Source organism: Sphingomonas flavida, assembly GCF_036663655.1.
Lineage (GTDB): Bacteria > Pseudomonadota > Alphaproteobacteria > Sphingomonadales > Sphingomonadaceae > Sphingomonas.
In genome coordinates this window covers 14,432-40,118 of sequence record NZ_JAXOJH010000008.1, presented here as the reverse complement: position 1 = coordinate 40,118, position 25,687 = coordinate 14,432, and the positions used below count along the sequence as shown (strand labels likewise).

Sequence of the window (25,687 nt, the reverse complement as noted above, 5' to 3'; positions counted from 1 at the left end):
AGCCAAGCGTCGACAAAGTGCCGGAAGCCCATTGGCGCACGCTAACCTTACCCGCAGCGCCACGACCAGAGTTGCCGCTGGACCGCAATCTCTGAGCGGCTATACTCGAGCACCGCGCCGATGTCCCATTGGTTGTGTTGCCGCTGGACCGCAATCTCTGAGCGGCTATACTCTGCGGTGCAGCAGCTGCGGGTAGAGGGGCGTTGCCGCTGGACCGCAATCTCTGAGCGGCTATACTAACGGGCGACGCTTCGGTAAGCCCATAGGAGTTGCCGCTGGACCGCAATCTCTGAGCGGCTATACTGGGGCCTAGCTTGCCGCCGATCACGATCTAGTTGCCGCTGGACCGCAATCTCTGAGCGGCTATACTTGTCCGCGCAGGCCACCCTGCTTGGCTGCTGTTGCCGCTGGACCGCAATCTCTGAGCGGCTATACTTACATAGCCTGCATCCAGCCCGACCGCCGGGTTGCCGCTGGACCGCAATCTCTGAGCGGCTATACTCTGACGGCTTGGTCGTCCGCGCCGCGCTCGGTTGCCGCTGGACCGCAATCTCTGAGCGGCTATACTGCGTCGTATAGTGGCTTCTCGACTTCGATCGTTGCCGCTGGACCGCAATCTCTGAGCGGCTATACTCCCTCATGAGCACGCTGGTGGAAGGCAAGAGTTGCCGCTGGACCGCAATCTCTGAGCGGCTATACTCCGATTGATATAGTATTCCAGCGAGTGTACGTTGCCGCTGGACCGCAATCTCTGAGCGGCTATACTATTTCAACGCCCGCGCCGAGGCCCTGGCGAGTTGCCGCTGGACCGCAATCTCTGAGCGGCTATACTCGTCCGCCGCGAGGTCACGGACGAGGAGAAGTTGCCGCTGGACCGCAATCTCTGAGCGGCTATACTTAACGCCCTGACGAGCGCGGAGAATGCGGGTTGCCGCTGGACCGCAATCTCTGAGCGGCTATACTCGCAATGCTCCCACACACGGCGGAAGAAGCGTTGCCGCTGGACCGCAATCTCTGAGCGGCTATACTCCAGAACGTGCGCGGCTTCGTGCAGGACAGGTTGCCGCTGGACCGCAATCTCTGAGCGGCTATACTGACTGTTCGTGTTGCCGGGCTTCTGTTCCCGTTGCCGCTGGACCGCAATCTCTGAGCGGCTATACTAATAAGGTGAAAGCAGCCTATGACCGCGCGGTTGCCGCTGGACCGCAATCTCTGAGCGGCTATACTCTTGGACCAACACGTCGTCACCGACCGTCAGTTGCCGCTGGACCGCAATCTCTGAGCGGCTATACTGCAAGGCTCGTCGTCTGCGCGGGAAGGCACGTTGCCGCTGGACCGCAATCTCTGAGCGGCTATACTGACGGCCGAACTCGCCAAAGCGGCGATCGGGTTGCCGCTGGACCGCAATCTCTGAGCGGCTATACTAATTCCGATTGCTGGTGCGTCCGCGAAAAGGTTGCCGCTGGACCGCAATCTCTGAGCGGCTATACTTTCCTCGCCTTCCTCGCCCCAATCCGGCTCGTTGCCGCTGGACCGCAATCTCTGAGCGGCTATACTGCCAACCAGGTACTGTACGACCGGACCCTGGTTGCCGCTGGACCGCAATCTCTGAGCGGCTATACTTGTCGAGGAAGTCGCTGACGGTATCAGGTCGTTGCCGCTGGACCGCAATCTCTGAGCGGCTATACTACACCCGATTGTGCTGACGACCAACGCCAGGTTGCCGCTGGACCGCAATCTCTGAGCGGCTATACTGTTCCTCGATCACTACAAGGTCGAGTACAAGTTGCCGCTGGACCGCAATCTCTGAGCGGCTATACTTATCGTCCGCCAGCCTATGCGCGGCGAGTTGTTGCCGCTGGACCGCAATCTCTGAGCGGCTATACTAGACGAGGTCTGATATGGGATACCCCCCTTGTTGCCGCTGGACCGCAATCTCTGAGCGGCTATACTCCTGATCAACCTGACCTGGTTGCAATATGAGTTGCCGCTGGACCGCAATCTCTGAGCGGCTATACTGAAGAAAATTAACTATCCCGGCCGGTTGCCGTTGCCGCTGGACCGCAATCTCTGAGCGGCTATACTTCGGCTGGCCGATCGCGCGGCGCCAGCACGTTGCCGCTGGACCGCAATCTCTGAGCGGCTATACTGTGAAGACTGATGCTTATGGGCGGACGATCGTTGCCGCTGGACCGCAATCTCTGAGCGGCTATACTGGATGGTGGGGTATCGTGTTGATCTTCAACGACGAAACCTGCCATCCAGCATAGTCAAAACGCTCACGAATCATCAGAACAGCGCCAGTTGGTCCGGATTTTTCCGGGCTTGCCTGCGGGATTGTCCGGCGAATCGGATGATGTTTTCATATTGGCGGTCGGTGAAGCTCAGAATGTGGATTTCACCCTTGTCGGGCAGGTTCGCCTCGATCCTACGCAGATACGCCTCCATCTGTTCCTTGCCGCTGCAGAAGCGGGCATAGACCGAGAACTGGCTCTTCTCGAATCCTTCATCGAGCAGATATTGCCGGAACTTGGTGGCGGCGCGTGCCTCGGTCTTGCTGGTGACGGGCAGGTCGAACATGACGAAAATCCACATCAGTCGATATCCCGACAGGAGCGCCGCACCGGTGCTCATCGCGGTAACAAACAGTCCAGCGCCGCGATCTCGAGTGCGGAGGGCGGGAGCGGCAGGATCAGGTCGGTCGCGCGACCGGACTGGAAGCTTCGCGCCAGTGTCTGGGCGGCGCGCTGGATCGCCAGCCAGACCGTGGTGACCCCGTCGTCGAGCATCAGGTCGACCGCGATCAGCGCGGCATAGGCGCGTTTCGCTTCGGGCGTGACGCCGGTGATGCCATGCGCCATGAGCCGGATGGTCAATGCATCGACCAGCGCGCGAAACGGCTCGATCACGTCGTCGGCCAGCGCGAAGGGATTACCACGATGCGCATGGTGCACCCCGATCGACGGATGCAGGCCAGCGGCGACCACCGCCCGGGCGCAGGCGGCGCGCATCACCGCATAGCCATAGTTGAGCAAGGCGTTGGTGCCGTCGGCGTCTCGGTCGCGGCGGAACGCCTCGCCCATCAGCAATGGCCAGTATCGGCGCGCCGCCTGTGCCTCGATATTCTCCGGGTCGCCCGAGCCGACCTTGCGCGCCAGATGGTCGAAGGCGGTGGCGGAGTGGCCGTTGGCGGCAAGGACCGCACCCTGCCAGCGGATCTTGGCGACGACCAGCGCGCGCCAGAGCTGCTTGGACAGCGGCCGCCCGGCTTCCCACTGAGCACGCATCCGGCCGTTCTGCGCATGATGGCCGTCGATCGGCAGGCAGATGGCGGTGGGGCTGTGGTTGGCGCCGCAGAGCAGCATCACCGCGCCACGCTCCGCCAGCGCGACGATCAGGTTCGTCGACCAGGTGACGCCGTGCGCATGGACGATGACCGCACCGACATCGTCGAGCGGCACGCGGCCGACCTCGACCCGCTCTTCGGAGACGATCATGAAGCCGCGATGGACGGACAGGTGCCGATTGTCGGTGGCGATATCGACGATCCGTTCCAATCCCATCGCGGCGTCGCTCCGTCAGTCGGCGGAGGGGCGCGGCCGGGTGCGTCGGACGGCCTTGCGCGCAGGGAAGCCGGGGTCGAGCACGCGGCCCAGTTCGTCGATCCGCACCTGGCGGGCGCGCCAGCCCTTCAACGTGTTGGGCGACGGATAGAAATACCGGAACGGATCGTCGCCATCGGCGTCGCGCGCCTTCAGGGCACCGCCCTCATGCGGGGGCGCGACGGCAAACTGCTTTTCGGAGAATTTCACGACACGAACCAGTTCGCGACTGCCTTCGGTCCGCTCGACGGCAAGGACATCGTTGCGCTGCAGGCTCAGGACCTTGCGGGCGGCGGGGTGGGGGCGGGGCTGTTCGGATGTCTGGTGCGCGTCGAACATCGACACCACCTGACACCGCCACTTCCCATCGGGCATTTCCCATACGTCATAGCGGTAATTGCTGTCGCCCTTATACCCCTTATAGGCGCGTCCGTTGCGGTCGCGGATCGGGATGACGGTCAAGGGTTCGGTCACGCGCACCCGGCGGGTGCCGCGATAGAGGAGGGGGCCAAGTTCGCCGAAGCGGGCCATGCGCGCCTCGAATGCCTTGCCGTCATGCCCTTGCGTGAATTCGCTGAGCGCGTCGCGGAGCAACGGATCGCGGACCCGCGAAATGTCGGCGGGCTTCCTGATCGATGACAGGGGCACGCGGCGGACCACGATGCTGTTGCCCTTGGCATCGGTCTGCCCGGTCAGGCCATAGGCGGTATCGTTGTGCAGCCGCCCGGCGGTCTGGTCGCGGCCGGGACGCAGGCCCGCCTTGGACACGGTGCCATGGTCGGGGCGATGCGAAACGATGATGCGGTTGACCGCGACACGCAGATCGTCGCGAAAGCCGTCCCAGGGCGCGGGGATATGGATACGCTCGCGCCCCTCGCTGCCATCCTGCCCCGAAGCGCTGGCGATCGCGTTCAGCATCCCCCGGTCGACGATCGCGACCACCGCTGCGTCGATGGCATGGTGGCGGTGGTCGAGCCGGTTCTTGGGCTGGTCCGCGCCACCGCCGAAATTATGGTCGGGCAGCAGGTCGTTGAGCCCCAGCTTGCGCCGGACCATCTCGGTCAGCCTGCCGGGCGATACCCAGACATGGCTCGTTCCCTCGCCGCGCCCGGGATAGAGCCATGTCAGATATTCGTGTGCCAGCCGCCCCAGATACTGGGTATCGACCAGATGCCGCGCCAGGAAGCCGCCGTCCTGGGCAAAACGCTGCATCGCATCCGGCTCGAACCGCCAGCGCTTGGCCTTGGGCAGGCGCGAAGCGCGCTCGGCAATGCCGGGCCAACGATCAGTGTGCCCCCAGGCCTCATGGGGTGACCGGCGGCGCTTTTCGCGATTGGCCTCGCGCAGGCAGAGCAGCTTGTTGCCGTTCGAATCGTCCAGCGTTTCGGCGAAGGGCAGGATATGGTCGACCTCGACCCGGTCGGAGAACAGCATGTCGATCGAAATCTGCTCGCCGGTATAGATGCAGCGCCGGTCGAGGACATTGCCGGGATTGAGTTCCTCCCATAGCTTCAGCAGCGCACGGTTGGCGCCGGTGTCGCGCTGGCGGATTTCCTCCAACTTCCTGGAACGGCCCTCGGCGGCGAGGCGGTTGTCGCTATTCTCGCGGTTGCGCCGCTTCTTTTCTTCCTCGTTCAATTTCAGTTCGCGCGCCAGTTCGACCGCGATTTCTCTCGGCGGCCCATAGGCGCGGATCAGCCGGTTCACGACATGGCGCAACTGGTTGAGCCCGATATGCACGGTCGGGTTGGTCAGGCGGCCGACCCGCATCTCCTCCGGGTCGGTCGGCTCGGCGGTGCCGGGCATGATGTGCCGTTCCAGCGCGACGCCATAATAGGGCAGCTCACTGACATCCGCGTCGGGATCGTCGCTCCGGAAATCACTGTGATGGCCAAGGCCGGAACGCTGCACCGCCTCGCTATAGACCACGACCCGCCCGTCTTCGGTTCGATCGTGCATGAGCGAGTCGATCAGCGTCGTCGTCGCGGTGGGGCCGAAGCGACCATGGCCGTCGGGCAATCGTGCACCCAGCACCGCGCCGGCCTCATCCTCCGACAGGCCATGGGCTTCGCGCAACCAGTCCTGGAACGCCGCCTCGTCGCGTTCCGACTCGAGGGCCATCAATCGCCGGACGACCTCCCACTGGGCCTCGGTCGACAGATGCGGCCAGCGCGTGCCGAACCGCTTCTTCGCCCCCATTTCGGCGGCGACCTCGTCACCCTTCAACTCGGTGCGGTTCTCGCTTTCCTTGTTGAAGCGGTCCGCCGGGTCGAGCTTCAACTGTTTGCGCAAGGCCGCGAAGGTCATCTTGGCGCGCGTCTTGAGCGCCAGATACAGCGTATCGCGCTGCTCGGGCGTCAGGCGCTGGGCGACTTCGCCCGCGCGGACGATCATCAGCGCGTTGATCTCCTCCAGCAGGCGGCGCTTCTGGAACAGCGGATGCGCCTTGGGCAGGCGTGTCTCGCCGGGGATCAGCGTGCATTGCCCGACCGGCGGCGCTTTCAGCGGGCGTTGGTGGAAGATGATCTCGTACAGCCGGTCATGCACCACAGGCGTCAGTGCGTCCGGATGGTGCGGCGCCTGCGCCGCCCAGATCTCGGCGAACTCCTCGGCGATCAGCTTGCGGGATGGGTAGAAGTCATAGCCGTCGCCCTTGGCCCTTTCACCCGTCTCGGGGCGCAGCCGGGTGCGGACCGAGGGAATATGGTTGGCATCCTGCGCCGCCTGCCGCCGCTTATGAAGGAACTCGCCCAGTGTCCGGGCATCCTCCTCCTCCATCCGGCGGGTCAGCCGGTCGACGCCGACCGCGATCTTGCCCGCTTCGTCATCCTGCCCACGATCGGTCTTGCGATTGGATTGGAAACCGCGCCGCTGGTTGAGGTGAAACAGCGCACGACCAAGCTCGTGCAGCGACAGCTTTTCGTCCAGCGCCCGCGCGCGCAGGGCATAAGGGTCCTCCAGCGCCAGCCGCTGGCGTTCGGCCTGGTCTTCGGGAAACAGCCCGTCGCGGACGAGATATTTGATCAACGCGGCCTGACGCTGCTTGAACCGGTCGCGCCGTCGCCGCATCGCCCGTGCCGCACGGCGGTCTACCGCCAGCGAGGCCCCCGATTTCGGATCGCGTCCGTCGCTGAAGATTCTGGAGCCCATGGCGAGGACACTGTCTGGGTTGCCCGCGCTATCCAGCCGTAGCGCGGCCCATCCTAAGGAGTTCGCCCCGAGATCAATCCCCAAGCGCCAAGTCTGAAGTTTGCTCCGCGTTTGCATTACGTACATCCTATGTGGCGCCCGGCTCGTTCGCGAGCCGTATTGGAGCCAATTTGGAGGGATTAGTCAATAAAGGTGATTGGGGCATTGACTCAGTACAACGGGAAGTATAGTTAAGCTGATATTGGCGGACGAAAAGCCCCCTCCACCAAGGCCTTTGAATGCCAGAGATGGGGCGCAGCTCGCGATGCGTCTCGTCGAGTAGCCAATCTATAACGCTAACGTTTTAGTTCGCGAAAGGTGATTGGTTGCGGCTAGACCGAATTCTGTTCTTGACATTGGTCTCTACTGACATAATTTTGAGATCTCAGAGATTGCGGTACTGGCGGCTAACAAGCAGTCATGTCTGCACCAGATAAGGCCAGCGCTACGGCGCTGGCTTTTTTCTTGTCTGGACCGGATACTCGCCGCGCACGAAAAAGGGCGGCGGAGTCTTCACTCCACCGCCCGATCCTGTTTCGCGGCAAACCGGCTCGGCGCTTACGCCTCGCTACGATCGCCGTAATTGGTCAGTTCGTCGCCCATGATGCGGGTGACGTGCAGCACGTTGGTCGATCCCGGCGTGCGGAAGGGGACACCCGCCATCAGCACGACCTGGTTGCCCGCCTCGGCGATGCCATGGCGCAGCGCCATGCGCTTGGACTTGGCGACCATCTCCTCGAAGGATTCCACGTCGCGGGTGTGGACCGCATGCGTGCCCCAGAGCAGGCCCAGGCGACGCGCCGTCTCGAGCTGCGGCGTCAGGACCAGCAGCGGCACCGACGGACGCTCGCGCGCGATACGGCGCGCGGTCGATCCGCTGGTGGTGAAGCAGATGATCGCCTTGGCCGACACGGTGTTGGTGATCCGCGCCGCGGCCTCGGCCAGCGCGTCGGCGGTGGTCGGGTCGGGGGTCATCGCGGTGAAGTGGATGCGGTCGCCGTGGCCGGGATCATTCTCCACCGACACGCCGATCGCGTTCATCATCGCGACCGATTCGACCGGCCACGCACCCGCCGCCGATTCGGCCGACAGCATGATCGCGTCGGCACCGTCATAGATGGCGGTCGCCACGTCCGACACTTCCGCGCGGGTGGGCGAGGGGCTCTGGATCATCGATTCGAGCATCTGGGTCGCGACGACGACCGGGCGGCCCATGCGGCGCGACACCTCGACGATGCGCTTCTGAAGCGGCGGCACCATCTGCGGCGGCAATTCGACGCCCAGGTCGCCGCGTGCGACCATCACGCCGTCGCACTGCTCGACGATCTCCTCCAGCCGGTCGATCGCCTGCGGCTTCTCGATCTTGGCGAGGAGGGCGGCGCGCCCCTTGATCAGGCCGCGCGCCTCCATCAGGTCCTCGGGCCGCTGCACGAAGGACAGGGCGATCCAGTCCACGCCCTGCTCGACCGCAAAGGCCAGGTCCGAGCGATCCTTCTCCGTCAGAGCGGCCATCGGCAGCACGACGTCGGGGACGTTCAGGCCCTTGTTGTTGGACAGCGCACCGCCGACCTCGACCAGGGTCGTGATCTTGTCCGCGTCGTGGAAGGCGACGCGCAGGACCAGCTTGCCATCGTCGAGCAACAGGCGCGCGCCCGGCTCGATCGCGGCGAAGATTTCCTTGTGCGGCAACTCGACGCGGGTGGCGTCGCCCGGCGTCGGGTCGCGATCGAGGATGAAGGTGCTGCCGGTTTCCAGCATGATCTTGCCCTCGGCGAACTTGCCGACGCGCAGCTTGGGGCCCTGAAGGTCGGCCAGGATCGTCGTCGGGCGGCCGAACCGCTCCTCCAGCCCGCGAATAGCCTGGATCAGCGGGATTTTCGACTGTTGGTCGCCATGGCTCATATTGATGCGAAAGGCGTCGGCGCCCGCCTGGAACAGGGTGGCGATCGTCTCGGGATCGCTGCTGGCCGGGCCGAGTGTGGCGAGGACGCGGACTTTGCGCGAACGCGGGGGGAGGGCCTTGGTCATGTTCACATCCTGCTTCTTTGCGGCCAGTGTCCTAAAGCCTAATGCGTTACGATCAACCTAGGAGCGACGAATATGAGCGATACGCTGGATGCGTTGAATGCAATTGATGACGCGGCGGCGGCGGCGGCGTTTCGTCGGCTGGTGCTGCATCTGCGCCACCGCACCGATGCGCAGAATGTCGACCTGATGGGCTTGGCCGGTTTCTGCCGCAACTGCCTGTCCGACTGGGTGGGCGAGGCGGCCGGGGTCGAGAAGGCGACGGCGCGGCAGGCGATCTATGGCATGCCGTACGACCAGTGGAAGGCCGAGCATCAGGCCGAGGCGACACCCGAACAACTCGCACGCATGGCCGAGAGCGTGAAGAAGAACCGTTAACCCCCGCTTGAGCCCGGGCGCGGAACCGCCTAGACCGCCCGCGATCCCGACATCCGCGCCGGACCGACCTTCGCCGAGGCAGGGCCGCGTCGTGGCGGCGACATGGCAGGGCTCGTCGGGGCATATCGGATTTCAAGAAGGTTAGAGACAATGGCGGACGAGAATTTCGACAGCAGCGGCAATGTGACGGCCGACGAGCTGCGCCTGCTGATCGAGCGGGCCGAGCGGCTGGAAGAAGAGAAGAAGGGCATTTCGGACGACATCAAGGATGTCTTCGCCGAAGCCAAGGCGCGCGGGTACGACCCCAAGGCGATCCGCAAGATCATGGCGATCCGCAAGAAGAAGCGCGAGGAGTATCAGGAAGAGGAAGCCATCCTCGAAGTGTATATGAAGGCGCTGGGCATGATCTGATCCCGGTTTCGGGTTCGGAGATGCGAAGGGCGGCGGGGCTGGTGGCTCCGTCGCCCTTTTTGTTTGGCGGGTGGTGGGGCGTGGCCTTCGACTTCGCTCCAGGTTGAGCGGGGGTGGGTAGCTGTGCTTCAGATCATTGCCGGTCGTGATCGGACCGGGCATATACCCGTTCCATCATGTTGATCTTCGCCATCGCGCTGCTCGCTATCGGGAACGAAAAGCCCTTTCCGGAACAGGTGCCGGTCCTGATGGAGGCCTGTCTGGGCGAGGCAGTCAACGTCGGGGATGTGCGCGAGACGGCAGACAGCCATAAATATATCTGTGCGGGCGAGGCGTCGGAAAAATTGTGGGTGTTCCTGGAGCGTCACAAGATCGAGTCCTTCGAACAGGACACGCCCGAGGGGAAATGGCTCAGCCGCGCATTTCCGTTGGGTGGATGCTTCAAGCGGGTGAGGATGCCGGATGGCGGGCCGTTGGTCGAAGGGCTGTCGTGCACGATCTGGATACCGCGCCTGAAGGACCAGCCAGCCGCTCCCAAGCCTTGATCACTTAAGTCCGCCAACCTGTCGGTACGCGGCGGATGTGGAGCGTGGCCTTCGACTTCGCTCAGGCTGAACGGAGTGGGTAGCTGTGGCTCATGATCCCAAACGCCCGTTCTCCTCAAGCGAAGTCGAAGGCCAAGGGCAAACCCTCACCCCATCTCCGCCGCCTGGGTCGTCCAGCCCAGCCGGGGAATCGTGATCGACCGCTTTCCCGTCAGGTCGGTGCGGCACACGAACAGGTCGCGGCTCTCGATATAGGCGATCAGCCGCTTCACCCGGCCCAGCGAACTGGTGCCATAGGTCTCGGCAATCTTGGTATCCGGCGGGCAGGGCAGCCCCTCGCGGGCTGCGCGCGCGACCAGCAGGAACGCACCCAGCATGTCGTCGGGCAGCATCGCGGCCAGCGCCAGCGCCTCCTGCCAGTCGGGATCGCTGACGTCGAAAATCCCGGCCCGCGCGCAGGACAGCCGCCGGGCAAAGCCGTTCAGGTCGAGCGGCGGCCGCGCCAGCCCCGCCATCCGGCAGCGCACCTGGAAATCCTGGAACAGGACCGAGGCAGGGCGGAAGGTCGATTCGGGGTCCTCGACGATCGCGCGGAGCACCTGTTCGTAGATCGCCTCGACTTCGCCCGCGTCCATCTCGGGCGCGGGCGGGGCGGCGGTGGTCGGCAGGGGCGGTCGGCCCAGGTCGGCCATCAGTTCCTCGGCGGGCACCCGGCGTGGGCGCGGATCGAAGGTCATCGGCAGGGTCGGTGCTTCCTCGACCGGCGCGAACAGCAGTTCCTGCAGGTCGGGCGGCGGCGCGTCGGGCAGGGGGGTCAGCTTGGGGCTGCCCGAGCGGGCCGAGGTTTCGACCGCGCCGATCTTCACCGTGATCGGCCGCCGCGAGACGGCTGGGCCCAGCGCCAGGAAGGTGCCGCGCGCCAGATCGCGAATCGCATCCGCCTGCCGCCGCTCCATGCCGAGCAGGTCGGCGGCGCGCGCCATGTCGATGTCAAGGAAGGTGCGGCCCATCAGGAAGTTGGACGCCTCCGCCGCGACGTTCTTGGCCAGCTTGGCGAGTCGCTGGGTCGCGATCACCCCTGCCAGCCCGCGCTTGCGGCCGCGACACATCAGGTTGGTCATCGCCGACAGCGAGGCGCGGCGCACCTCCTCGGTCACTTCGCCGCCCGTGGTGGGGGCGAAGAGCTGTGCCTCGTCGACCACCACGAGGGCAGGATACCAGTGCTCGCGCGGGGCATCGAACAGCGCGTTCAGGAAGGTGGCGGCGCAGCGCATCTGCCCCTCGATCTCCAGCCCCTCCAGGCTGAGCACGACCGAGGCGCGGTGCTCGCGAATGCGCGAGGCGAAGCGCCCGACCTCACGCTCGGCATAGTCGCCCGCCTCGATCACGACATGGCCGTAAGCCTTGGACAGGGTGACGAAATCGCCCTCCGGGTCGATGACCACCTGTTGCACCTGGCCCGCCGATCTTTCGAGCAGGCGGCGCAGCAGATGCGACTTTCCCGACCCCGAATTGCCCTGCACCAGCAGGCGGGTCGCCAGCAGTTCCTCAAGATCGATCGGCACCGACGAGCCACGCTCGTCGGTTCCCATATCCACGCGTACCGTCATGACTCTGGCGTTTGGCCGATCAACGCCCCAAGGAGCAAGGCATTTGATTCTTCAAGCGGAGCGCTCCCCTTATGGCCCTGTCGACCGCCGCCGAAATCGCCCGCCGCACGTTGGGCAAGCCCGCGCATGAACTGGACGAGGAAGAAGCCCAGGTCATCGCCGATATCGAGTCGGGACAACTCAGCGCGCGCGACGCCGCCGATATCGCGGACGAAACCTCGACCTGGGGCGAGAAGCTGGCCGACCGGGTGGCGGCGGTCGGCGGCAGCTGGGGCTTCATCATCGCCTTTACGGTGGTCCTGCTGGGCTGGATGCTGCTCAATTCGGACGTGCTCAGCCATTTCGGGCTGGCGTTCGATCCATATCCCTACATCTTCCTGAACCTGATGCTCTCGACATTGGCGGCGATCCAGGCACCGGTCATCATGATGAGCCAGAACCGGCAATCGGCGAAGGACCGGCTGGCCGCGAGCCTCGACTATCGCACCAATTTGCGGGCAGAGATCGACATATTGCGGCTGCATCACAAGCTGGACAATGCGGTCACCGACCGGCTCGATAGCCTGGAGGCCAAGATCGACGGGTTGGCAAAGGCCCTTTCGCGGTCGTAGAGAGCGCGATCATCTCAAGAGGCACCGATGGCAGGCCACAGCAAATTCAAGAACATCATGCACCGCAAGGGCGCGCAGGATAAGAAGCGCTCGGCAGCATTTTCCAAGCTTTCCCGCGAAATCACCGTCGCGGCCAAGATGGGCACGCCCGACCCGGACATGAACCCGCGTCTGCGTGCTGCCGTCAACGCGGCCAAGGCGGCGTCGATGCCCAAGGACAATATCGCGCGCGCGATCGACAAGGCTTCGCGGGGCGACGGCGAGAATTACGAAGAGGTCCGGTACGAGGGCTTCGGCCCCGGCGGCGTCAGCCTGATCATCGAGGCGCTGACCGACAATCGCAATCGCACCGCGACGAACGTGCGCACCGCGGTGTCGAAGAATGGCGGCAACCTGGGCGCGGGCGGATCGGTCAGCCACGGTTTCGACCGGATGGGCCTGATCAACTATCCCGCGAGTGCCGGTGACGCCGAGAAGGTGTTCGAGGCGGCTCTGGAGGCCGGGGCCGAGGACGTGACTTCGTCCGAGGACGGCCACGAGATCTGGACCGCGCAGGGCGACCTGCACGAAGTGGCCAAGGCGCTCGAGCCCGTGCTGGGCGAGGCGGAAGGCGCCAAGCTGGCCTGGCGGCCGCAGACCATGGTGTCGGTCGACGAAGCGGCGGCGGCGACTTTGTTCAAGCTGATCGACACGCTGGATGACGATGACGACGTCCAGACCGTCTGGGGCAATTACGAAGTCTCCGACGAAGTGATGGAAAAGCTGGCCTGACCCCAATCCTCCCCAGGCGACGCCTGGGGAGGGGGACCGCGTGGCGAAGCCGCGTGGTGGAGGGGCCGGCAACGTCAAACCCTTCCCGAAAGCCTGAAATGACCCCACCCCCCGCCATCATCCTCGGCCTGGACCCCGGCCTCGGCACCACCGGCTGGGGGGTGATCGCGGTGGAGGGCAACCGCCTGCGCCATATCGCCAACGGCCAGATCAAGACCGAGCCGTCGATGGTCCTGCCGCGTCGCCTCGCAAACCTGCACGCCGCGCTCTACGACGTTATCCGCCAGCAACAGCCAGACGGCGCGGCGGTGGAAGAGGTGCTGGGCAACAGCAATGCGCAGTCGACGTTGAAACTGGGCCAGGCGCGCGGTGTTGTCCTGTTGTCGGCGGCGCAGGCGGGGCTGGTCGTGGGCGAATATCACCCCAGCATCGTCAAGAAGGCAACCGTCGGCACGGGCGGCGCGGACAAGAAGCAGGTGCAGGCGATGGTCGGCCATCTGCTGCCCGGCGTGAAGCTGACCGGGCCCGACGCGGCGGACGCGCTGGCGGTGGCGATCACGCATGCGCATCACCTGGCGAGTGCACGGGCGATGCAGCGGCGGGTGGGGGCGGTTTAGCGCCGTCGTCTTGCTGGCGGCTGGGCCCTCCCCCATCCCCTCCCGCCTGCGGGAGGGGTGCGTTGCGGGGCGGCCGTTCAGAACCGTCGCGCAGGCGTCCTGCAGGCGAAGCTTGGCATGCCCCTCCCGCAGGCGGGAGGGGATGGGGGAGGGAAAGCCACGGGCCATTCCCTGTCCTTCAAACCCCCGTGACGAATTCCCCCTTTTGTTCTAACCCATCCCCATGATCGCGCATCTCAAGGGACGTTTGGACTCCACCGGTATCGACCATGCGGTGATCGATGTCGGCGGCGTCGGTTATCTGGTCGGCGCCTCGGCGCGCACGCTGTCGTCCATCGGCCCGGTCGGTGAGGCGGCGATGCTGCATACCGAGATGCTGGTGTCCGACGACTCGATCCGGCTGGTCGGTTTTGCCAGCGCGGACGAGCGCGACTGGTTCCGCCTGCTGACCGGGGTGCAGGGAGTGGGCTCGCGCGTGGCGCTGGCGATCCTCTCGGCGTTGGAGCCTGTCGACCTGATGCGTGCGATCGCCAGCGGCGACAAGGCGATGGTCGCGCGCGCGAACGGCGTGGGCCCCAAGCTCGCCCAGCGGATCGTGATGGAGTTGAAGGACAGGGTCGGCGGCATCGTGCTGGCCCCCGGATCGGGGGGCGGGATGGCCGCGCCGGTCGGGGCGGGCGCGGATGCGGTATCGGCGCTGCTCAACCTGGGCTTCCGGCCCGCCGAGGCCAATGCGGCGGTCGCGGCGGCGGAGGAGGAACTGGGCGCGGGGGCGTCGTTGGACGCGCTGGTGCGGTTGGCGCTCAGGAAAGCGGCGAAGTAAGGCGGCATGGGCTTCGACTTCGCTCAGCCTGAACGGCTGTGGGGGTGTGATCCAAAACTCCGTTCCGCCTGAGCGAAGTCGAAGGCCACGCCCAAACCTCACCCCAACAATCCTGGCACCTCGCGCCCGGCAAAATGCGCATCGAGGTTCGCCACCACCATCTCCGCCATCGCCGCGCGTCCCTCGCGAGTTGCACTGCCCTGATGCGGGGCGAGCACGACATGGTTCATCCGGCGCAGCGCGTAAGGAACGTCGGGTTCGTCGGCGAACACGTCCAGCCCCGCGCCCGCGATCCGGTGCGACTCCAGCGCTGCGACAAGCGCCGCCTCGTCGACCAGGCTGCCGCGTGCGATATTGACCAGCACGCCCTCGGTCCCCAGCCGGTTCAGCACTTGCGCGTCGACCACGCCGCGCGTCTCGTCACCGCCCGGCGCGGCGAGAAACAGCACATCGCTCTCTGCTGCCAAAGTCGCCAGGTCGGGGATGAAGCGCCACGCCACCGGCTTGGCGCTGCGCGCGGTATAGAGGATTTCTCCCCCGAACGGTTCCGCGCGCTTGGCGATCGCCTCGCCGATCCGGCCGAGCCCGAAAATGCCGATCCGCCGCCCGCTCGCCCGGCGGCCTAGCGGCACCGTCCAGTTGCCCATGCGCAGCGCGCGGTCGTTTGCCGCGATCCGCCGGTCGACCGCCAGCCACAGCGCGATTGCCTGATCCGCGACGTCCTCGGTCAGGATGTCCGGGGTGATGGCGATGCGGATGCCGCGCGCGGCCACGGCGGCGCGGTCGATGCCGTCATGGCCGACGCCGTGCACCGCGATGATCTCCAACTCGGGCAGCCGGTCGAGCAACGCCGCGTCGACCGTCATCATGCCGCCGCCGACGATCGCGCGCGTGGTCGGCGGGGGCGTCTCGCGATGGATCGTGAAACGCTCGGCAAGCATGATGTCCAGTGCGGGCGGGACGGCGGTGGCGAGGAAGAGATCGTGCGGCATGGCCGGGATGATAGCGCGCTTTGGCGGGGCTGTCCGCCATCCGGATCAAACGCGGCGAGCGTATGGCCGCGCCGGACCGCGACATGCCCATGTTCGTGCAATGTTCGCGAGCCTTCTCGACAGCCATGCCCCCCAGCCGCTAGGGCTGTGCGCGTGACCGACCAAGACCGCCTATTGTCCGCCAGCCGCCGTCCCGAGGATGTCGACGCCGCGCTTCGCCCGAAAAGCCTGGACGAGTTCGTCGGGCAGCAGGCGGCGCGCGACAACCTCCGCGTCTTTATCCAGGCGGCGCGCGGGCGTGGCGATGCGCTCGACCATGTCCTGTTCTTCGGCCCGCCGGGGCTGGGCAAGACGACGCTGGCGCAGATCATCGCGCGCGAGATGGGGGTGGGCTTTCGCGCGACGTCGGGCCCGGTGATCGCCAAGTCGGGCGATCTCGCGGCGCTGCTGACGAACCTGGAGGATGGCGACGTCCTGTTCATCGACGAAATCCACCGGCTGCAACCGGCGGTGGAGGAAGTCCTGTATCCGGCGATGGAGGACCGTGTCCTCGACCTGATGATCGGTGAGGGGCCGTCGGCGCGCAGCGTGCGGATCGACCTGCCGCGCTTTACGCTGGTGGGGGCGACGACGCGACAGGGGTTGCTGACCACGCCGCTCCGCGACCGTTTCGGCATCCCGGTGCGCCTGCAATTCTACTCCGTCGAAGAGCTGACCCGCGTCGTCACCCGTGCCGCCCGGCTGCTCGACCTGCCGATTGCCGAGGACGGCGCGATCGAGGTCGCACGCCGGTCGCGCGGCACGCCGCGTATCGCGGGCCGGTTGCTGCGCCGCGTGCGCGACTTCGCCAGCGTGGCGGGGCATGAGATCGTCCATGCCGCCGCCGCCGACCAGGCGCTCAACCGGCTGGAGGTCGATGCGCTGGGGCTCGACGCCATGGATCGGCGCTATCTGACGATGATCGCCGACGTCTATCGCGGCGGTCCGGTGGGCGTGGAGACGCTGGCCGCCGGGCTGTCCGAGCCGCGCGACACGATCGAGGAGGTGATCGAGCCCTTCCTGATCCAGCTCGGCCTGCTCGCCCGCACCGCGCGCGGTCGCATCCTCAACGCAGGTGGATGGAAGCATCTGGGCCTGAACCCGCCGGTGGGCTCGCAGGACGGACTGTTCGACGCCTGATCCGGTCCCGTCCGGCACCTGAACCAAAAAAGCCCCCTGGCGGTATGGAACCGACAAGGGGGCAGGCGGGTGTCTGTATGTGCTGCGTTCGACCCGGTCTTTCCGACCGATGCGCGACCATCCTGACGCAACCGCATGAAGTCTCGCGCGAAAAACGCTGGGCCATGGGCTTTGTGGAATGATCGAACCGTCCGGAGAGGCAGGGTCGAGGTCGGGTAACGAACCCCCCTGGCTTCGGTTGCGCCCGTCGCACGATCAATTTGTCGTCGCGTGCGGCTGGATAGTATTGCTCATATAATACACTTGAACCCGGCGGCCATCCCCTCCACACTAGACGCGCGCATTTGGAGAGTTTGAGAATGGCCACGACCGCCGATACCGCGACCCAGGAAAAGGGGCTGACGCTGACGCCGCCCGATCCCGTGCCGACGGTGGCGCCTTCCCAGGCCGCCGGGCTGGTACCCGTCGACGACAAGACGCGCAGCCAGCTGGAGCAGAAAGTCGACGGCTTCGTCGCCGAGCTGATCGCGCAGGACGTCAACAGCCCCGAATTCGGCCGCCGCGTCGATGCGATCACCGCGATGGGGCAGAAGGAAATCCGCGAAGCCGCGGGCCAGTCCAACCGCTTTCTCGACCGACCCGTAAAGGCGATGGACGGCGAGACGGGGGTGGGCAAGGACCTGACCGAGTTGCGCCGCGTCGTCGAAAGCCTCGATCCGGGCAAGCAGGGCAATCTGTCCGCGCCGCGCAAGCTGCTGGGCATCCTGCCCTTCGGCAACAAGATGCGCGACTATTTCGACGGCTATCGCTCGTCGCAGTCGCACATCGCCGCGATCCTGAAGAGCCTGGCCTCGGGCCGCGACGAACTCCTGATGGACAATGCCGCGATCGACACCGAGCGCGCGAACCTGTGGTCGGCGATGGGGCGGCTGGAGCAGATGATCCATCTGTCCAAGGCGATGGACGCCAAGCTGGAGGATACCGCGGGCGATCTGGATCACACCGATCCCGCCAAGGCCAAGGCAATCCGCGAGACCGCGCTCTTCTATACCCGCCAGCGTACCCAGGACCTGCTGACCCAGATGGCGGTCACGGTGCAGGGCTATCTGGCGCTGGACCTGGTCAAGAAGAACAATGTCGAGCTGGTGAAGGGCGTCGATCGCGCCTCGACCACCACCGTCTCGGCGTTGCGCACCGCCGTCACCGTGGCGCAGGCGCTGGCCAACCAGAAGCTGGTGCTCGACCAGATTACCGCGCTGAACTCGACCACCGCCAACATCATCGATTCGACCGGCAAGCTGCTTCGCAGCCAGACCGCGCAGATCCACGAGCAGGCGGCGGCCTCGACCATTCCGCTGGAGACGCTGCAACGCGCCTTCCAGAATATCTACGACACGATGGATGCGATCGACACCTTCAAGCTGAAGGCGCTCGATTCGATGAAGACCACGGTCACGACGCTGGGCAACGAGGTCGAGAAGTCGAAGGGCTATATCGCCCGGGCCGAGGGGGCGCAGAACCCGCAGCTCACCTCGTCGGCGTCGTCGTTCAAGCTGGAGGCGCTGTAATCCCGTGACCACTCCCCGCTCGAATGAGGTCGATGCCCAGATCGAGCGTGCGCGCGAGACGATGGCGCGCATCTCGCAGGATTATCGCGGGCAGGCGCAGGCGACGGTCAAGCGGGCGCGGCGACGCGCGCGCTCGGCGATGCAGCGCGTCATCCTGATCGCCATCGCCAATGCGGTCATCCTGATCGCGGCGATGGTGACGGGCCTGATCCTGCCCGGCGGGATCGGCATTTTCGGCGCGCTGGCGGTGATGATGCTGATGCTGGCGGCGACGCTGGCCATCGCCCTCGCTCCCGCCCCGCGCGCGCCGACGCCCGCCAAGCTGGCCCAGGTCGATATCAAGGCGCTGCCCGCCCAGACCGAACGCTGGCTGGAGGCGCAGCGGCCCCTGCTGCCCGCGCCCGCCGTGCAGCTGGTCGACCGGATCGGTCGGCGGCTCGACACGCTCGCGCCGCAGCTTACCGCCGTCGACAACGAGACGCCCGAGGCGATGGAGGTCCGCCGCCTGATCGGTGAGCAGCTCCCCGCCTTCCTGCGCGATTACGAACGCGTGCCCGAGCCCTTGCGCCGGGTCGAGCGCAACGGACGGACACCGGATGCGCAGCTGGTCGACGGCCTGAGGCTGATCGAGCAGGAGATTGGCGACATGACGCAGCGGCTGGCCCAGGCCGATCTCGACAGCCTGTCGACGCGCGGGCGGTTCCTGGAAATGAAGTATCGCGAGGAAAAGGCCGAATGATCGCACGCACGGCGGCGGTGGTGTTGATGCTTCCCGCCGCCGTGATGGCGCAGGACGGGCCGAGCAAGGCGGATCTCGCCGCAACGCATGAGGCGTCGCAGGCATTGGACAGCGGACGCTATCTCGACGCCGCAAACCGGCTACGGCCGCTGGCCTTTGGTCCTGATGGCAAGCCGAAATCCGGCTTTCTCCATGACCAATGGGCGGAAATGAACACGCTGATGACCAACGCGCCGGTCGGCGGTGAAACCGCGCCGATCGACGATGCGGACGCCAGGGCGATGGCGGAACGGCTCGCCGCCGCCACGCCGCGCGACGCACTGGCCGAGATCGTCGCGCGCGCAGCCCGTACCCGTATCGTCATCCTCAACGAAAATCACGGCTTGCCCCGCAATCGCGCCTTCGCGCTGGAGGTGGCGCGGGCGTTGCGGCCGCTGGGCTATTCGGTGCTGGCGGCCGAGACGTTCGTCAACGACGCCGATCAGGCCGCGATGACCCGCCTAGCCGAGATCGGCTATCCAACGCGCAAGGGCACGGGCTATTACACGCACGATCCCGTCTTCGGCGATTTCGTGCGGCAGTCGCTGGCGCTCGGCTATCGCCCGCTGGCCTATGAGATCACCGACGCCGAACGGAGCAAGGGCGCCAGCCGGACCGAGAGTATCGCCCGGCGGGAGGAAGCGCAGGCCCGTCATCTGGCTCAGGCGCTGGCCACCGACCCCGATGCGAAAGTCTTTGTCTATGTCGGGTTCAGCCATGTCGCGGAACAGCCGATCAAGGGCTGGGACAATGATCCCCCCATCAGCTGGATGGCGGCGCGGCTGAAGGCCATGACAGGGATCGATCCATTGACGATCGATCAGGTTACACTGGGGCCGGATGCGGGACGTGACACGGGGCTGGCGCGCCGGGCGCTGGCGGCGAAGGGACTTCAGCGTTCGACCATATCATTCGCGGGCGATCGCGCCGTCACGGTCGGCCAATATGTCGATGCCGTCGATCTTCAGGTCTATCATCCACCCGCGCATCTGGTGAAAGGCCGTCCCGACTGGCTGGCGGCGATGGGGCGCAAGCCGATGGTGATTCCGGCGGGCTTCGTGCCGCAAAAGGGTGAGCGGCTTGTGCAGGTCTTCATCGCGGGCGAGAGCGACGATGCGATTCCGGTCGATCAGGTGCTGCTGCGCGCGGGCGAGGATGTGCCCTCGCTGATGGTGCCGGGTAACAAGCCGTTGCGGCTGGTGATGCAGGACCCGACGCCTGCCAAACCCTGACCCGCTTGCGAGGGCGGCGGGGAGGGCCCCAAAATGAAAGAGGCTGCCGGGGCGTCATCACGACAGCCCCGACAACCCCTAAACATGGTCAGCGGCCGGAGAGCTCCAGCCCGGGAGACCATGCGGGCCTCATGACATCAGATGCGGTCGTTGATTGGGGGAAAATACCCCCCGAACCACACCCGTCGATGTCAGAGACCGGCCCCCCGAACGAACTGAACCGACCCCCTTGCTGAACCATGAGACATCGGATCACCTCCTTTCGCTAGTTAAAGCCAATGCGCCCCTTGCAGGTGCGCATCGCCAATGTGCGTAGGCGAGCGGCGATAAACAAGACTTGAAATGCAACGATGTTTGGCCGAGCATTCTGCCCCCGCCAAATGGCGGGACTCAGCCCCGGCAATCCTCGATCACGCGGCCGATCTCGGCATAGGCGGGGATGACCAGCGAGGCCTGGCCCGCCTGCTCCACCGTGAACCGCCCCCGGCTGAACGCCATCGCGTCGAGCAGCGGATCGGCGACGGGCAGCGTCAGCTCGGCTCCCGTCGCGACGGCGCGAGTCGTGACGCTCCGTGTCGTGCTGGAGGTGCGGATCGTGACCATGCCCGCGACCGCCGCCGGACGGCCGAGAATGACCTGCCGGGTGCGCAGGTCGCAAGCCAGCGTCAGCCGTGCGACGCCACTTGTGCCGAACACTGCCGCCGACCCTTGCGGCGTGCGCTGATAACGCCAGTCACCCGGCGTTAGCGGCCAATCGCGCCAGTCCGAGCCCAGGACCGGGCGTGGTGCAGCCTGGGCGGGGCGGGGTGCCTGGCGGACCGGCGGGGCGGGCTCCGGGCGCGGGGCGGCGGGAATACAACCCGCGACCGACAGCAGGAGGACGGTGGCCGCGATAACCGGGGTGAAGGGGGCGCGGGGGGCGGGGGACAGGCGACGCATCGGGTCCAGCCTATGCGGGAGGGGGGCCGGATGCTCAACCCCGCGGTGCGACGGGGCGTGCCGATGCGGCGGGCATCGGAACATGCATCGGAACCCGGCACCGCCCCGGCGGTTCATCCGGCTAAATGGAGGTTAACATGGCCGAACACGACACGCCGACCCTGATCCTTGTCCAGTCCACCGTCTCGGGCACGCTGAAGCTCGAAAGCCGGGATGGCGATGCGATCGGCAGCGTCTACTCCTTCATGGTGCACAAACGCTCCGGCCGCGCGACCCATGCGGTGCTGGCGCTGGGTGGCTTTTTGGGCATGGGCAAGAGCTTCTACCCGGTGCCGTTCAGCCTGTTGCAGTTCGATCCGGTGGGCGATCAATATGTGATCACCGTCGATCGCCGCCTGCTGGAAGGCGGCCCGAGCTGGTCCAACAATGCGCCGGTGTTCGATCAGGCTTATGCCGATCGGGTTGCGGGTTATTATGGGGTTGGGACGGAAAATCTGGACCTGGGGTGATGTTTTGGAGGGCGGTCCTTGTGGCCTGCCCTCCCCCATCCCCTCCCGCCTGCGGGAGGGGCGTGCCCGTGGTCGCGGCAGGAATTCTTCAGACGTAGTGCCTTGACGCCTGACCAGTAACGCTCCCCTCCCGCAAGCGGGAGGGGATGGGGGAGGGCCTCGCCAAGCAGCCCCCTCCAACAATCAATTCGCCTTCCGCCCGCTCGCGAACTTCTTGCTCTTCCCGAACCGCGTCTTGCGCGTTCCCGGCTTGCCTTCATTGGACCGGCCCATGATCGGCGCCTTCTGCTCGTGCACCGGCAGGCCCAGCTCCTCATTCTCCAGCTGGCGGATCTCGTCGCGCAACCGGCCCGCTTCCTCGAATTCGAGATCGGCGGCGGCCTTGCGCATCTTCTTCTCGAGATCCTCGATATAGGCGCGCAGATTATGCCCGACCATATGCGGACGGTTGTCGTCGATCGGCACGGTCACTTGGTCGCCGGATGCGACATGCGCGATGATGTCGCCGATCTGGCGGCGGATCGTCTGCGGCGTGATGCCATGCTCGGTGTTATACGCCACCTGCTTTTCGCGACGCCGTGACGTCTCGGACATGGCGCGTTCCATCGAGCCGGTGATCCGGTCGGCATACAGGATCACCCGCCCGTCGACGTTGCGCGCCGCGCGGCCGATCGTCTGGATCAGCGAGGTTTCGGAGCGGAGGAACCCTTCCTTGTCCGCGTCCAGGATCGCGACCAGCCCGCACTCCGGAATGTCCAACCCCTCGCGCAGCAGGTTGATGCCGATCAGCACGTCATAGACGCCCAGCCGCAGGTCGCGGATCAGCTCGATACGCTCCAGCGTCTCGACGTCGGAGTGCATGTAGCGGACCTTGATCCCCGCCTCGTGCATATATTCGGTCAGGTCCTCCGCCATCCGCTTGGTCAGCGTGGTGACGAGGGTGCGGTAACCGAGTTCGGTGGTCTTGCGCGCCTCGATGATCAGGTCCTGGACCTGTTCCTCGACCGGCTTGATCTCGACCGGCGGGTCGATCAGCCCGGTGGGACGGATGACCTGTTCGACGAAGACGCCGCCGGTCTGATCCATCTCCCAATGGCTGGGCGTGGCCGAGACGCAGACGGTCTGCGGGCGCATCGCGTCCCATTCGTTGAAGCGCAGCGGCCGGTTGTCGATCGCCGAGGGCAGGCGGAAGCCGTACTCGGCCAGCGTGATCTTGCGACGGTGGTCGCCGCGCGACATGCCGTTGATCTGGCCGATGGTGACATGGCTCTCGTCGACGAACAGGACGGCGTTTTCGGGCAGATATTCGAACAAAGTGGGCGGCGGCTCGCCGGGCAGGCGGCCGGTCAGGAAGCGGCTGTAATTCTCGATGCCGTTGCAACTGCCGGTGGCCGCGATCATCTCGAGGTCGAAGTTCGTCCGCTGCTCCAGCCGCTGGTGCTCCAGCAATTTGCCTTCCGCCTCCAGCTCCTTCAACCGCTCGGTCAGCTCGAACTTGATCGCCTCCGTGGCCTGCTTCATCGTCGGGCCGGGCGTGACATAGTGCGAATTGGCGTAGATGCGGATCGAGTTAAGGCTGGCGACCTTCTTGCCGGTCAGCGGGTCGAACTCGACGATATCCTCGATCTCGTCGCCGAAGAAGGACACGCGCCAGGCGGAATCCTCATAGTGCGAGGGGAAGATTTCGAGATTGTCGCCCTTCACCCGGAAATTGCCGCGCATGAAGGCGGCGTCGTTGCGCTTATATTGCAGGGCGACGAGCTTGCGGATGATCTCGCGCTGGTCGACGCTTTGGCCCTTTTTCAGGTCGAAGATCATCGCTGAATAGGTCTCGACCGAGCCGATGCCGTACAGGCAAGATACCGACGCCACGATGATCACGTCGTCGCGCTCCAGCAAGGCGCGCGTCGCCGAGTGACGCATCCGGTCGATCGACTCGTTGATCGAGCTTTCCTTCTCGATATACGTGTCGGACCGGGGGACATAGGCCTCCGGCTGATAGTAGTCGTAATAGCTGACGAAATATTCAACCGCGTTGTTGGGGAAGAAGCTCTTGAACTCCCCATACAACTGCGCCGCGAGGATCTTGTTGGGTGCGAGGATCAGCGCCGGGCGCTGCAACTCCTCGATGACCTTGGCCATGGTGAAGGTCTTGCCCGAACCGGTGACGCCCAGCAGCACCTGATCCTTGTCCCCGGCCCGCGCGGCGGCGGTCAGTTCCTGGATCGCCGCAGGCTGGTCGCCGCTGGGGGTGTATTCGGTGACGAGTTCGAAGCGCTTGCCGCCTTCGGCCTTTTCGGGGCGCGACGGGCGGTGGGGTACGAAGCTGACCCCGGTTTCGGGCTCGTCGAGGGTGGTGCGGATCTGGATCGCCATGGGGATGAATATGGGTATCTGTTCCCGTTTCGTCACCCGTCGATCTGGGGTAGCATCGCGGAAAAAGAGGAAAAGGGGATTTCCATGCGCCATGCTATCGCCGCCGCCCTGTTGTCGGCCTCGCTGCTCACCGCCGCCCCCGCTTTTGCCGAGCCGGATTACGCCGCCGCCGTGAAAGCCGATTACGACCGCGACCTGGGAAAGCTTTGGGACTGGTTCCATCGCAACCCGGAACTGTCCTTTCGTGAGGTGAAGACGGGCGCGCGCATGGCGGCCGAGCTGCGCGCGGTGCCGGGCATGGTCGTGACCGAGAAGGTCGGCGGCACCGGCGTGGTCGGCGTCCTGAAGAACGGCGCGGGGCCGGTGGTGCTGTTGCGCGCCGACATGGACGGCCTGCCGGTCGAGGAAAAGTCGGGGCTGCCCAATGCCTCGACCGTGCGGCAGGTGGGGGTGGACGGGGTCGAGGCGCCGGTCATGCACGCCTGTGGCCATGACACGCACATCACCGCGATGGTCGCCACCGCGCGGCGGCTGGCGGCGCTGAAGGACCGCTGGCGGGGCACGGTGGTGTTCATCGTCCAGCCCGCCGAGGAACGGGTCGGCGGCGCCAAGGCGATGGTCGCCGACGGGCTCTATACGCGTTTCCCCAAGCCCGACTACGCGCTGGCCTTCCATGTCGATTCCGAACGCGCGGCGGGCACGGTGTCGGCGTCGGAGGGGATTCAATATTCCTCGTCCGATTCGGTCGACATCACCGTGCCCGGCATCGGCGCGCATGGGGCGAGCCCGCATATGGGCAAGGACCCGGTCTATATGGCCTCGCAACTGGTGGTCGCGCTACAAGGCTTGATCAGCCGCGAGCAGCAGCCGTTGAAGCCCGGCGTCATCACCGTCGGTTCCTTCCATGCCGGATTGAAGCACAACATCATTTCGGACCAGGCCAGGCTGCAGGTCACGGTGCGCGCCAATGACGAGGCGGAGCGGGTGCGGCTGCTGGCCGGGATCAGCCGCGTCGCGCGCGGCATCGGCGTGCTGAACGGGATGCCGGAGGACAAGATGCCGGTGGTGACGGTGACCGAGGGCACGCCGACGACGATCAATGATGCGGCGCTCGCCAGGCGGCTGAACGCGGTGATGGTCACGACCTTCGGCCAGGATCACGTCACGCCGTTCGAGCAGAAGGGCATGGGGGCGGAGGACTTCGCCTATCTGGTCCAGCCGGATAGCGGCGTGCGCGGCTATTACTTGTCGGTCGGCGGCACGCCCGCAGAAGCGCTGGCGGCGGCAAAGGCGGGCGGGCCTGCGGTGGCGTCGCACCATTCGCCTCAGTTCAAGATCGCGCCCGAACCGTCGATCGTGACCGGCGCGGTGGCGACGACGGCGGCGATTCTGGACCTGCTGAAGCCGGGGGCGGTCGCCAGCCGCTCCTGAGGTTGTGGCGGGCCAAGCCGCGAGCGTGGGGCGTGCGCTTCGACTTCGCTCAGCGTGAACGGGGGGGGGGGGGGTGTCTGTCCATCTCCCCGACCCCCGTT

At 65.8% G+C, this 25,687-nt stretch carries 21 protein-coding genes and 1 CRISPR repeat array; of the genes, 13 read left to right on the top strand and 8 right to left on the bottom strand.

Going from position 1 to position 25,687, the window contains the following annotated elements; translation table 11 throughout:
- Positions 1-70 precede the first annotated feature (70 nt).
- A CRISPR array of direct repeats spans positions 71-2,216; the repeat unit is 36 nt; unit sequence GTTGCCGCTGGACCGCAATCTCTGAGCGGCTATACT.
- 73 nt (positions 2,217-2,289) lie between these two features.
- The 4 genes from cas2 to pyk all read right to left on the bottom strand — a co-directional run bounded on the left by cas2 (position 2,290) and on the right by pyk (position 8,819).
- The gene (cas2, locus tag U1703_RS10625) at positions 2,290-2,595 is read right to left on the bottom strand and encodes a CRISPR-associated endonuclease Cas2 (protein WP_332785657.1); all 306 of its coding nucleotides are present in this window, start codon (positions 2,593-2,595) and stop codon (positions 2,290-2,292) included.
- Positions 2,596-2,630: 35 nt separating this feature from the next.
- Positions 2,631-3,563 carry a type II CRISPR-associated endonuclease Cas1 gene (cas1, locus tag U1703_RS10620; RefSeq protein ID WP_332785656.1) on the bottom strand — a complete coding sequence of 311 codons (933 nt, stop codon included), beginning with the start codon at positions 3,561-3,563 and terminating at the stop codon, positions 2,631-2,633.
- A gap of 15 nt (positions 3,564-3,578) precedes the next feature.
- The gene (gene cas9 / locus U1703_RS10615) at positions 3,579-6,869 is read right to left on the bottom strand and encodes a type II CRISPR RNA-guided endonuclease Cas9 (protein ID WP_332785655.1); all 3,291 of its coding nucleotides are present in this window, start codon (positions 6,867-6,869) and stop codon (positions 3,579-3,581) included.
- A gap of 480 nt (positions 6,870-7,349) precedes the next feature.
- Positions 7,350-8,819: a pyruvate kinase gene (pyk, locus tag U1703_RS10610; protein WP_320451711.1), complete on the bottom strand. Its 1,470-nt coding sequence runs from the start codon at positions 8,817-8,819 to the stop codon at positions 7,350-7,352.
- Between the two features lie 72 nt (positions 8,820-8,891).
- On the opposite strand from pyk, the gene U1703_RS10605 reads away from it, so the two are divergent.
- From U1703_RS10605 to U1703_RS10595, 3 genes are all read left to right on the top strand, one after another.
- Entirely contained in the window at positions 8,892-9,194 is a 303-nt protein-coding gene (locus tag U1703_RS10605) for a DUF1244 domain-containing protein (RefSeq protein ID WP_332785654.1), read from the top strand.
- Between the two features lie 150 nt (positions 9,195-9,344).
- Positions 9,345-9,605, top strand: a complete 261-nt coding sequence (locus U1703_RS10600) for a DUF2312 domain-containing protein (protein ID WP_320451713.1) — start codon at positions 9,345-9,347, stop codon at positions 9,603-9,605.
- Positions 9,606-9,781: 176 nt separating this feature from the next.
- Positions 9,782-10,150, top strand: coding sequence for a hypothetical protein (locus U1703_RS10595; RefSeq protein WP_332785653.1), 369 nt, complete (start codon positions 9,782-9,784; stop codon positions 10,148-10,150).
- A gap of 146 nt (positions 10,151-10,296) precedes the next feature.
- Here the strand turns inward: U1703_RS10595 and U1703_RS10590 are convergent, their stop codons facing one another.
- The gene (locus tag U1703_RS10590; protein WP_332785652.1) at positions 10,297-11,760 is read right to left on the bottom strand and encodes a helicase HerA domain-containing protein; all 1,464 of its coding nucleotides are present in this window, start codon (positions 11,758-11,760) and stop codon (positions 10,297-10,299) included.
- Between the two features lie 71 nt (positions 11,761-11,831).
- On the opposite strand from U1703_RS10590, the gene U1703_RS10585 reads away from it, so the two are divergent.
- The 4 genes from U1703_RS10585 to ruvA all read left to right on the top strand — a co-directional run bounded on the left by U1703_RS10585 (position 11,832) and on the right by ruvA (position 14,582).
- Positions 11,832-12,371, top strand: coding sequence for a DUF1003 domain-containing protein (locus U1703_RS10585; protein WP_320451716.1), 540 nt, complete (start codon positions 11,832-11,834; stop codon positions 12,369-12,371).
- Between the two features lie 27 nt (positions 12,372-12,398).
- Complete coding sequence (locus U1703_RS10580) at positions 12,399-13,142, top strand: YebC/PmpR family DNA-binding transcriptional regulator (protein WP_056437018.1); 744 nt, start codon at positions 12,399-12,401, stop codon at positions 13,140-13,142.
- Positions 13,143-13,240: 98 nt separating this feature from the next.
- Positions 13,241-13,759, top strand: coding sequence for a crossover junction endodeoxyribonuclease RuvC (gene ruvC, locus U1703_RS10575; protein WP_320451717.1), 519 nt, complete (start codon positions 13,241-13,243; stop codon positions 13,757-13,759).
- Positions 13,760-13,982: 223 nt separating this feature from the next.
- Positions 13,983-14,582 carry a Holliday junction branch migration protein RuvA gene (ruvA, locus tag U1703_RS10570; protein WP_320451718.1) on the top strand — a complete coding sequence of 200 codons (600 nt, stop codon included), beginning with the start codon at positions 13,983-13,985 and terminating at the stop codon, positions 14,580-14,582.
- Positions 14,583-14,680: 98 nt separating this feature from the next.
- On the opposite strand, the gene U1703_RS10565 is transcribed toward ruvA, so the two are convergent.
- A complete protein-coding gene (locus U1703_RS10565; protein WP_443025793.1) occupies positions 14,681-15,574 on the bottom strand; it encodes a 2-hydroxyacid dehydrogenase in 894 nt (297 codons plus the stop codon).
- Between the two features lie 153 nt (positions 15,575-15,727).
- Here U1703_RS10565 and ruvB point away from each other — a divergent pair, with 153 nt between their 5' ends.
- The 4 genes from ruvB (at position 15,728) to U1703_RS10545 (ending at position 20,331) form a co-directional block, all read left to right on the top strand.
- On the top strand, positions 15,728-16,753 hold the full coding sequence (ruvB, locus tag U1703_RS10560) for a Holliday junction branch migration DNA helicase RuvB (RefSeq protein ID WP_332785651.1): 1,026 nt from the start codon (positions 15,728-15,730) through the stop codon (positions 16,751-16,753).
- 359 nt (positions 16,754-17,112) lie between these two features.
- Positions 17,113-18,321 carry a toxic anion resistance protein gene (locus U1703_RS10555; protein WP_332785650.1) on the top strand — a complete coding sequence of 403 codons (1,209 nt, stop codon included), beginning with the start codon at positions 17,113-17,115 and terminating at the stop codon, positions 18,319-18,321.
- Positions 18,322-18,325: 4 nt separating this feature from the next.
- Complete coding sequence (locus tag U1703_RS10550) at positions 18,326-19,060, top strand: hypothetical protein (RefSeq protein ID WP_332785649.1); 735 nt, start codon at positions 18,326-18,328, stop codon at positions 19,058-19,060.
- Entirely contained in the window at positions 19,057-20,331 is a 1,275-nt protein-coding gene (locus U1703_RS10545) for a hypothetical protein (RefSeq protein WP_332785648.1), read from the top strand. Before U1703_RS10550 ends, U1703_RS10545 begins: the two co-directional genes overlap by 4 nt.
- A 390-nt stretch (positions 20,332-20,721) precedes the next feature.
- Here U1703_RS10545 and U1703_RS10540 read toward each other — a convergent pair whose 3' ends face one another.
- Positions 20,722-21,270 (bottom strand): hypothetical protein, encoded by a 549-nt coding sequence (locus U1703_RS10540; protein ID WP_332785647.1) that lies wholly within the window; start codon positions 21,268-21,270, stop codon positions 20,722-20,724.
- A 137-nt stretch (positions 21,271-21,407) separates the two neighbouring features.
- Here U1703_RS10540 and U1703_RS10535 point away from each other — a divergent pair, with 137 nt between their 5' ends.
- On the top strand, positions 21,408-21,779 hold the full coding sequence (locus U1703_RS10535) for a PRC-barrel domain-containing protein (RefSeq protein ID WP_056437049.1): 372 nt from the start codon (positions 21,408-21,410) through the stop codon (positions 21,777-21,779).
- 183 nt (positions 21,780-21,962) lie between these two features.
- On the opposite strand, the gene uvrB is transcribed toward U1703_RS10535, so the two are convergent.
- Entirely contained in the window at positions 21,963-24,155 is a 2,193-nt protein-coding gene (gene uvrB / locus U1703_RS10530; protein WP_332785646.1) for an excinuclease ABC subunit UvrB, read from the bottom strand.
- 84 nt (positions 24,156-24,239) lie between these two features.
- Here uvrB and U1703_RS10525 point away from each other — a divergent pair, with 84 nt between their 5' ends.
- On the top strand, positions 24,240-25,586 hold the full coding sequence (locus U1703_RS10525) for an amidohydrolase (protein ID WP_332785645.1): 1,347 nt from the start codon (positions 24,240-24,242) through the stop codon (positions 25,584-25,586).
- Positions 25,587-25,687: the final 101 nt, after the last annotated feature.

What these genes read in the sequence shown, in the direction of transcription:
- uvrB (WP_332785646.1), bottom strand. Translation starts at nt 24,155, where the DNA reads ATGGCGATCCAGATCCGCACCACCCTCGACGAGCCCGAAACCGGGGTC.
- U1703_RS10600 (WP_320451713.1), top strand. Translation starts at nt 9,345, where the DNA reads ATGGCGGACGAGAATTTCGACAGCAGCGGCAATGTGACGGCCGACGAG.
- U1703_RS10555 (WP_332785650.1), top strand. Translation starts at nt 17,113, where the DNA reads ATGGCCACGACCGCCGATACCGCGACCCAGGAAAAGGGGCTGACGCTG.
- U1703_RS10565 (WP_443025793.1), bottom strand. Translation starts at nt 15,574, where the DNA reads ATGCCGCACGATCTCTTCCTCGCCACCGCCGTCCCGCCCGCACTGGAC.
- U1703_RS10535 (WP_056437049.1), top strand. Translation starts at nt 21,408, where the DNA reads ATGGCCGAACACGACACGCCGACCCTGATCCTTGTCCAGTCCACCGTC.
- U1703_RS10540 (WP_332785647.1), bottom strand. Translation starts at nt 21,270, where the DNA reads ATGCGTCGCCTGTCCCCCGCCCCCCGCGCCCCCTTCACCCCGGTTATC.
- U1703_RS10525 (WP_332785645.1), top strand. Translation starts at nt 24,240, where the DNA reads ATGCGCCATGCTATCGCCGCCGCCCTGTTGTCGGCCTCGCTGCTCACC.
- U1703_RS10595 (WP_332785653.1), top strand. Translation starts at nt 9,782, where the DNA reads ATGTTGATCTTCGCCATCGCGCTGCTCGCTATCGGGAACGAAAAGCCC.
- cas9 (WP_332785655.1), bottom strand. Translation starts at nt 6,869, where the DNA reads ATGCAAACGCGGAGCAAACTTCAGACTTGGCGCTTGGGGATTGATCTC.
- cas2 (WP_332785657.1), bottom strand. Translation starts at nt 2,595, where the DNA reads ATGTGGATTTTCGTCATGTTCGACCTGCCCGTCACCAGCAAGACCGAG.
- U1703_RS10605 (WP_332785654.1), top strand. Translation starts at nt 8,892, where the DNA reads ATGAGCGATACGCTGGATGCGTTGAATGCAATTGATGACGCGGCGGCG.
- ruvA (WP_320451718.1), top strand. Translation starts at nt 13,983, where the DNA reads ATGATCGCGCATCTCAAGGGACGTTTGGACTCCACCGGTATCGACCAT.
- U1703_RS10580 (WP_056437018.1), top strand. Translation starts at nt 12,399, where the DNA reads ATGGCAGGCCACAGCAAATTCAAGAACATCATGCACCGCAAGGGCGCG.
- pyk (WP_320451711.1), bottom strand. Translation starts at nt 8,819, where the DNA reads ATGACCAAGGCCCTCCCCCCGCGTTCGCGCAAAGTCCGCGTCCTCGCC.
- ruvC (WP_320451717.1), top strand. Translation starts at nt 13,241, where the DNA reads ATGACCCCACCCCCCGCCATCATCCTCGGCCTGGACCCCGGCCTCGGC.
- cas1 (WP_332785656.1), bottom strand. Translation starts at nt 3,563, where the DNA reads ATGGGATTGGAACGGATCGTCGATATCGCCACCGACAATCGGCACCTG.
- U1703_RS10590 (WP_332785652.1), bottom strand. Translation starts at nt 11,760, where the DNA reads ATGACGGTACGCGTGGATATGGGAACCGACGAGCGTGGCTCGTCGGTG.
- U1703_RS10585 (WP_320451716.1), top strand. Translation starts at nt 11,832, where the DNA reads ATGGCCCTGTCGACCGCCGCCGAAATCGCCCGCCGCACGTTGGGCAAG.
- U1703_RS10545 (WP_332785648.1), top strand. Translation starts at nt 19,057, where the DNA reads ATGATCGCACGCACGGCGGCGGTGGTGTTGATGCTTCCCGCCGCCGTG.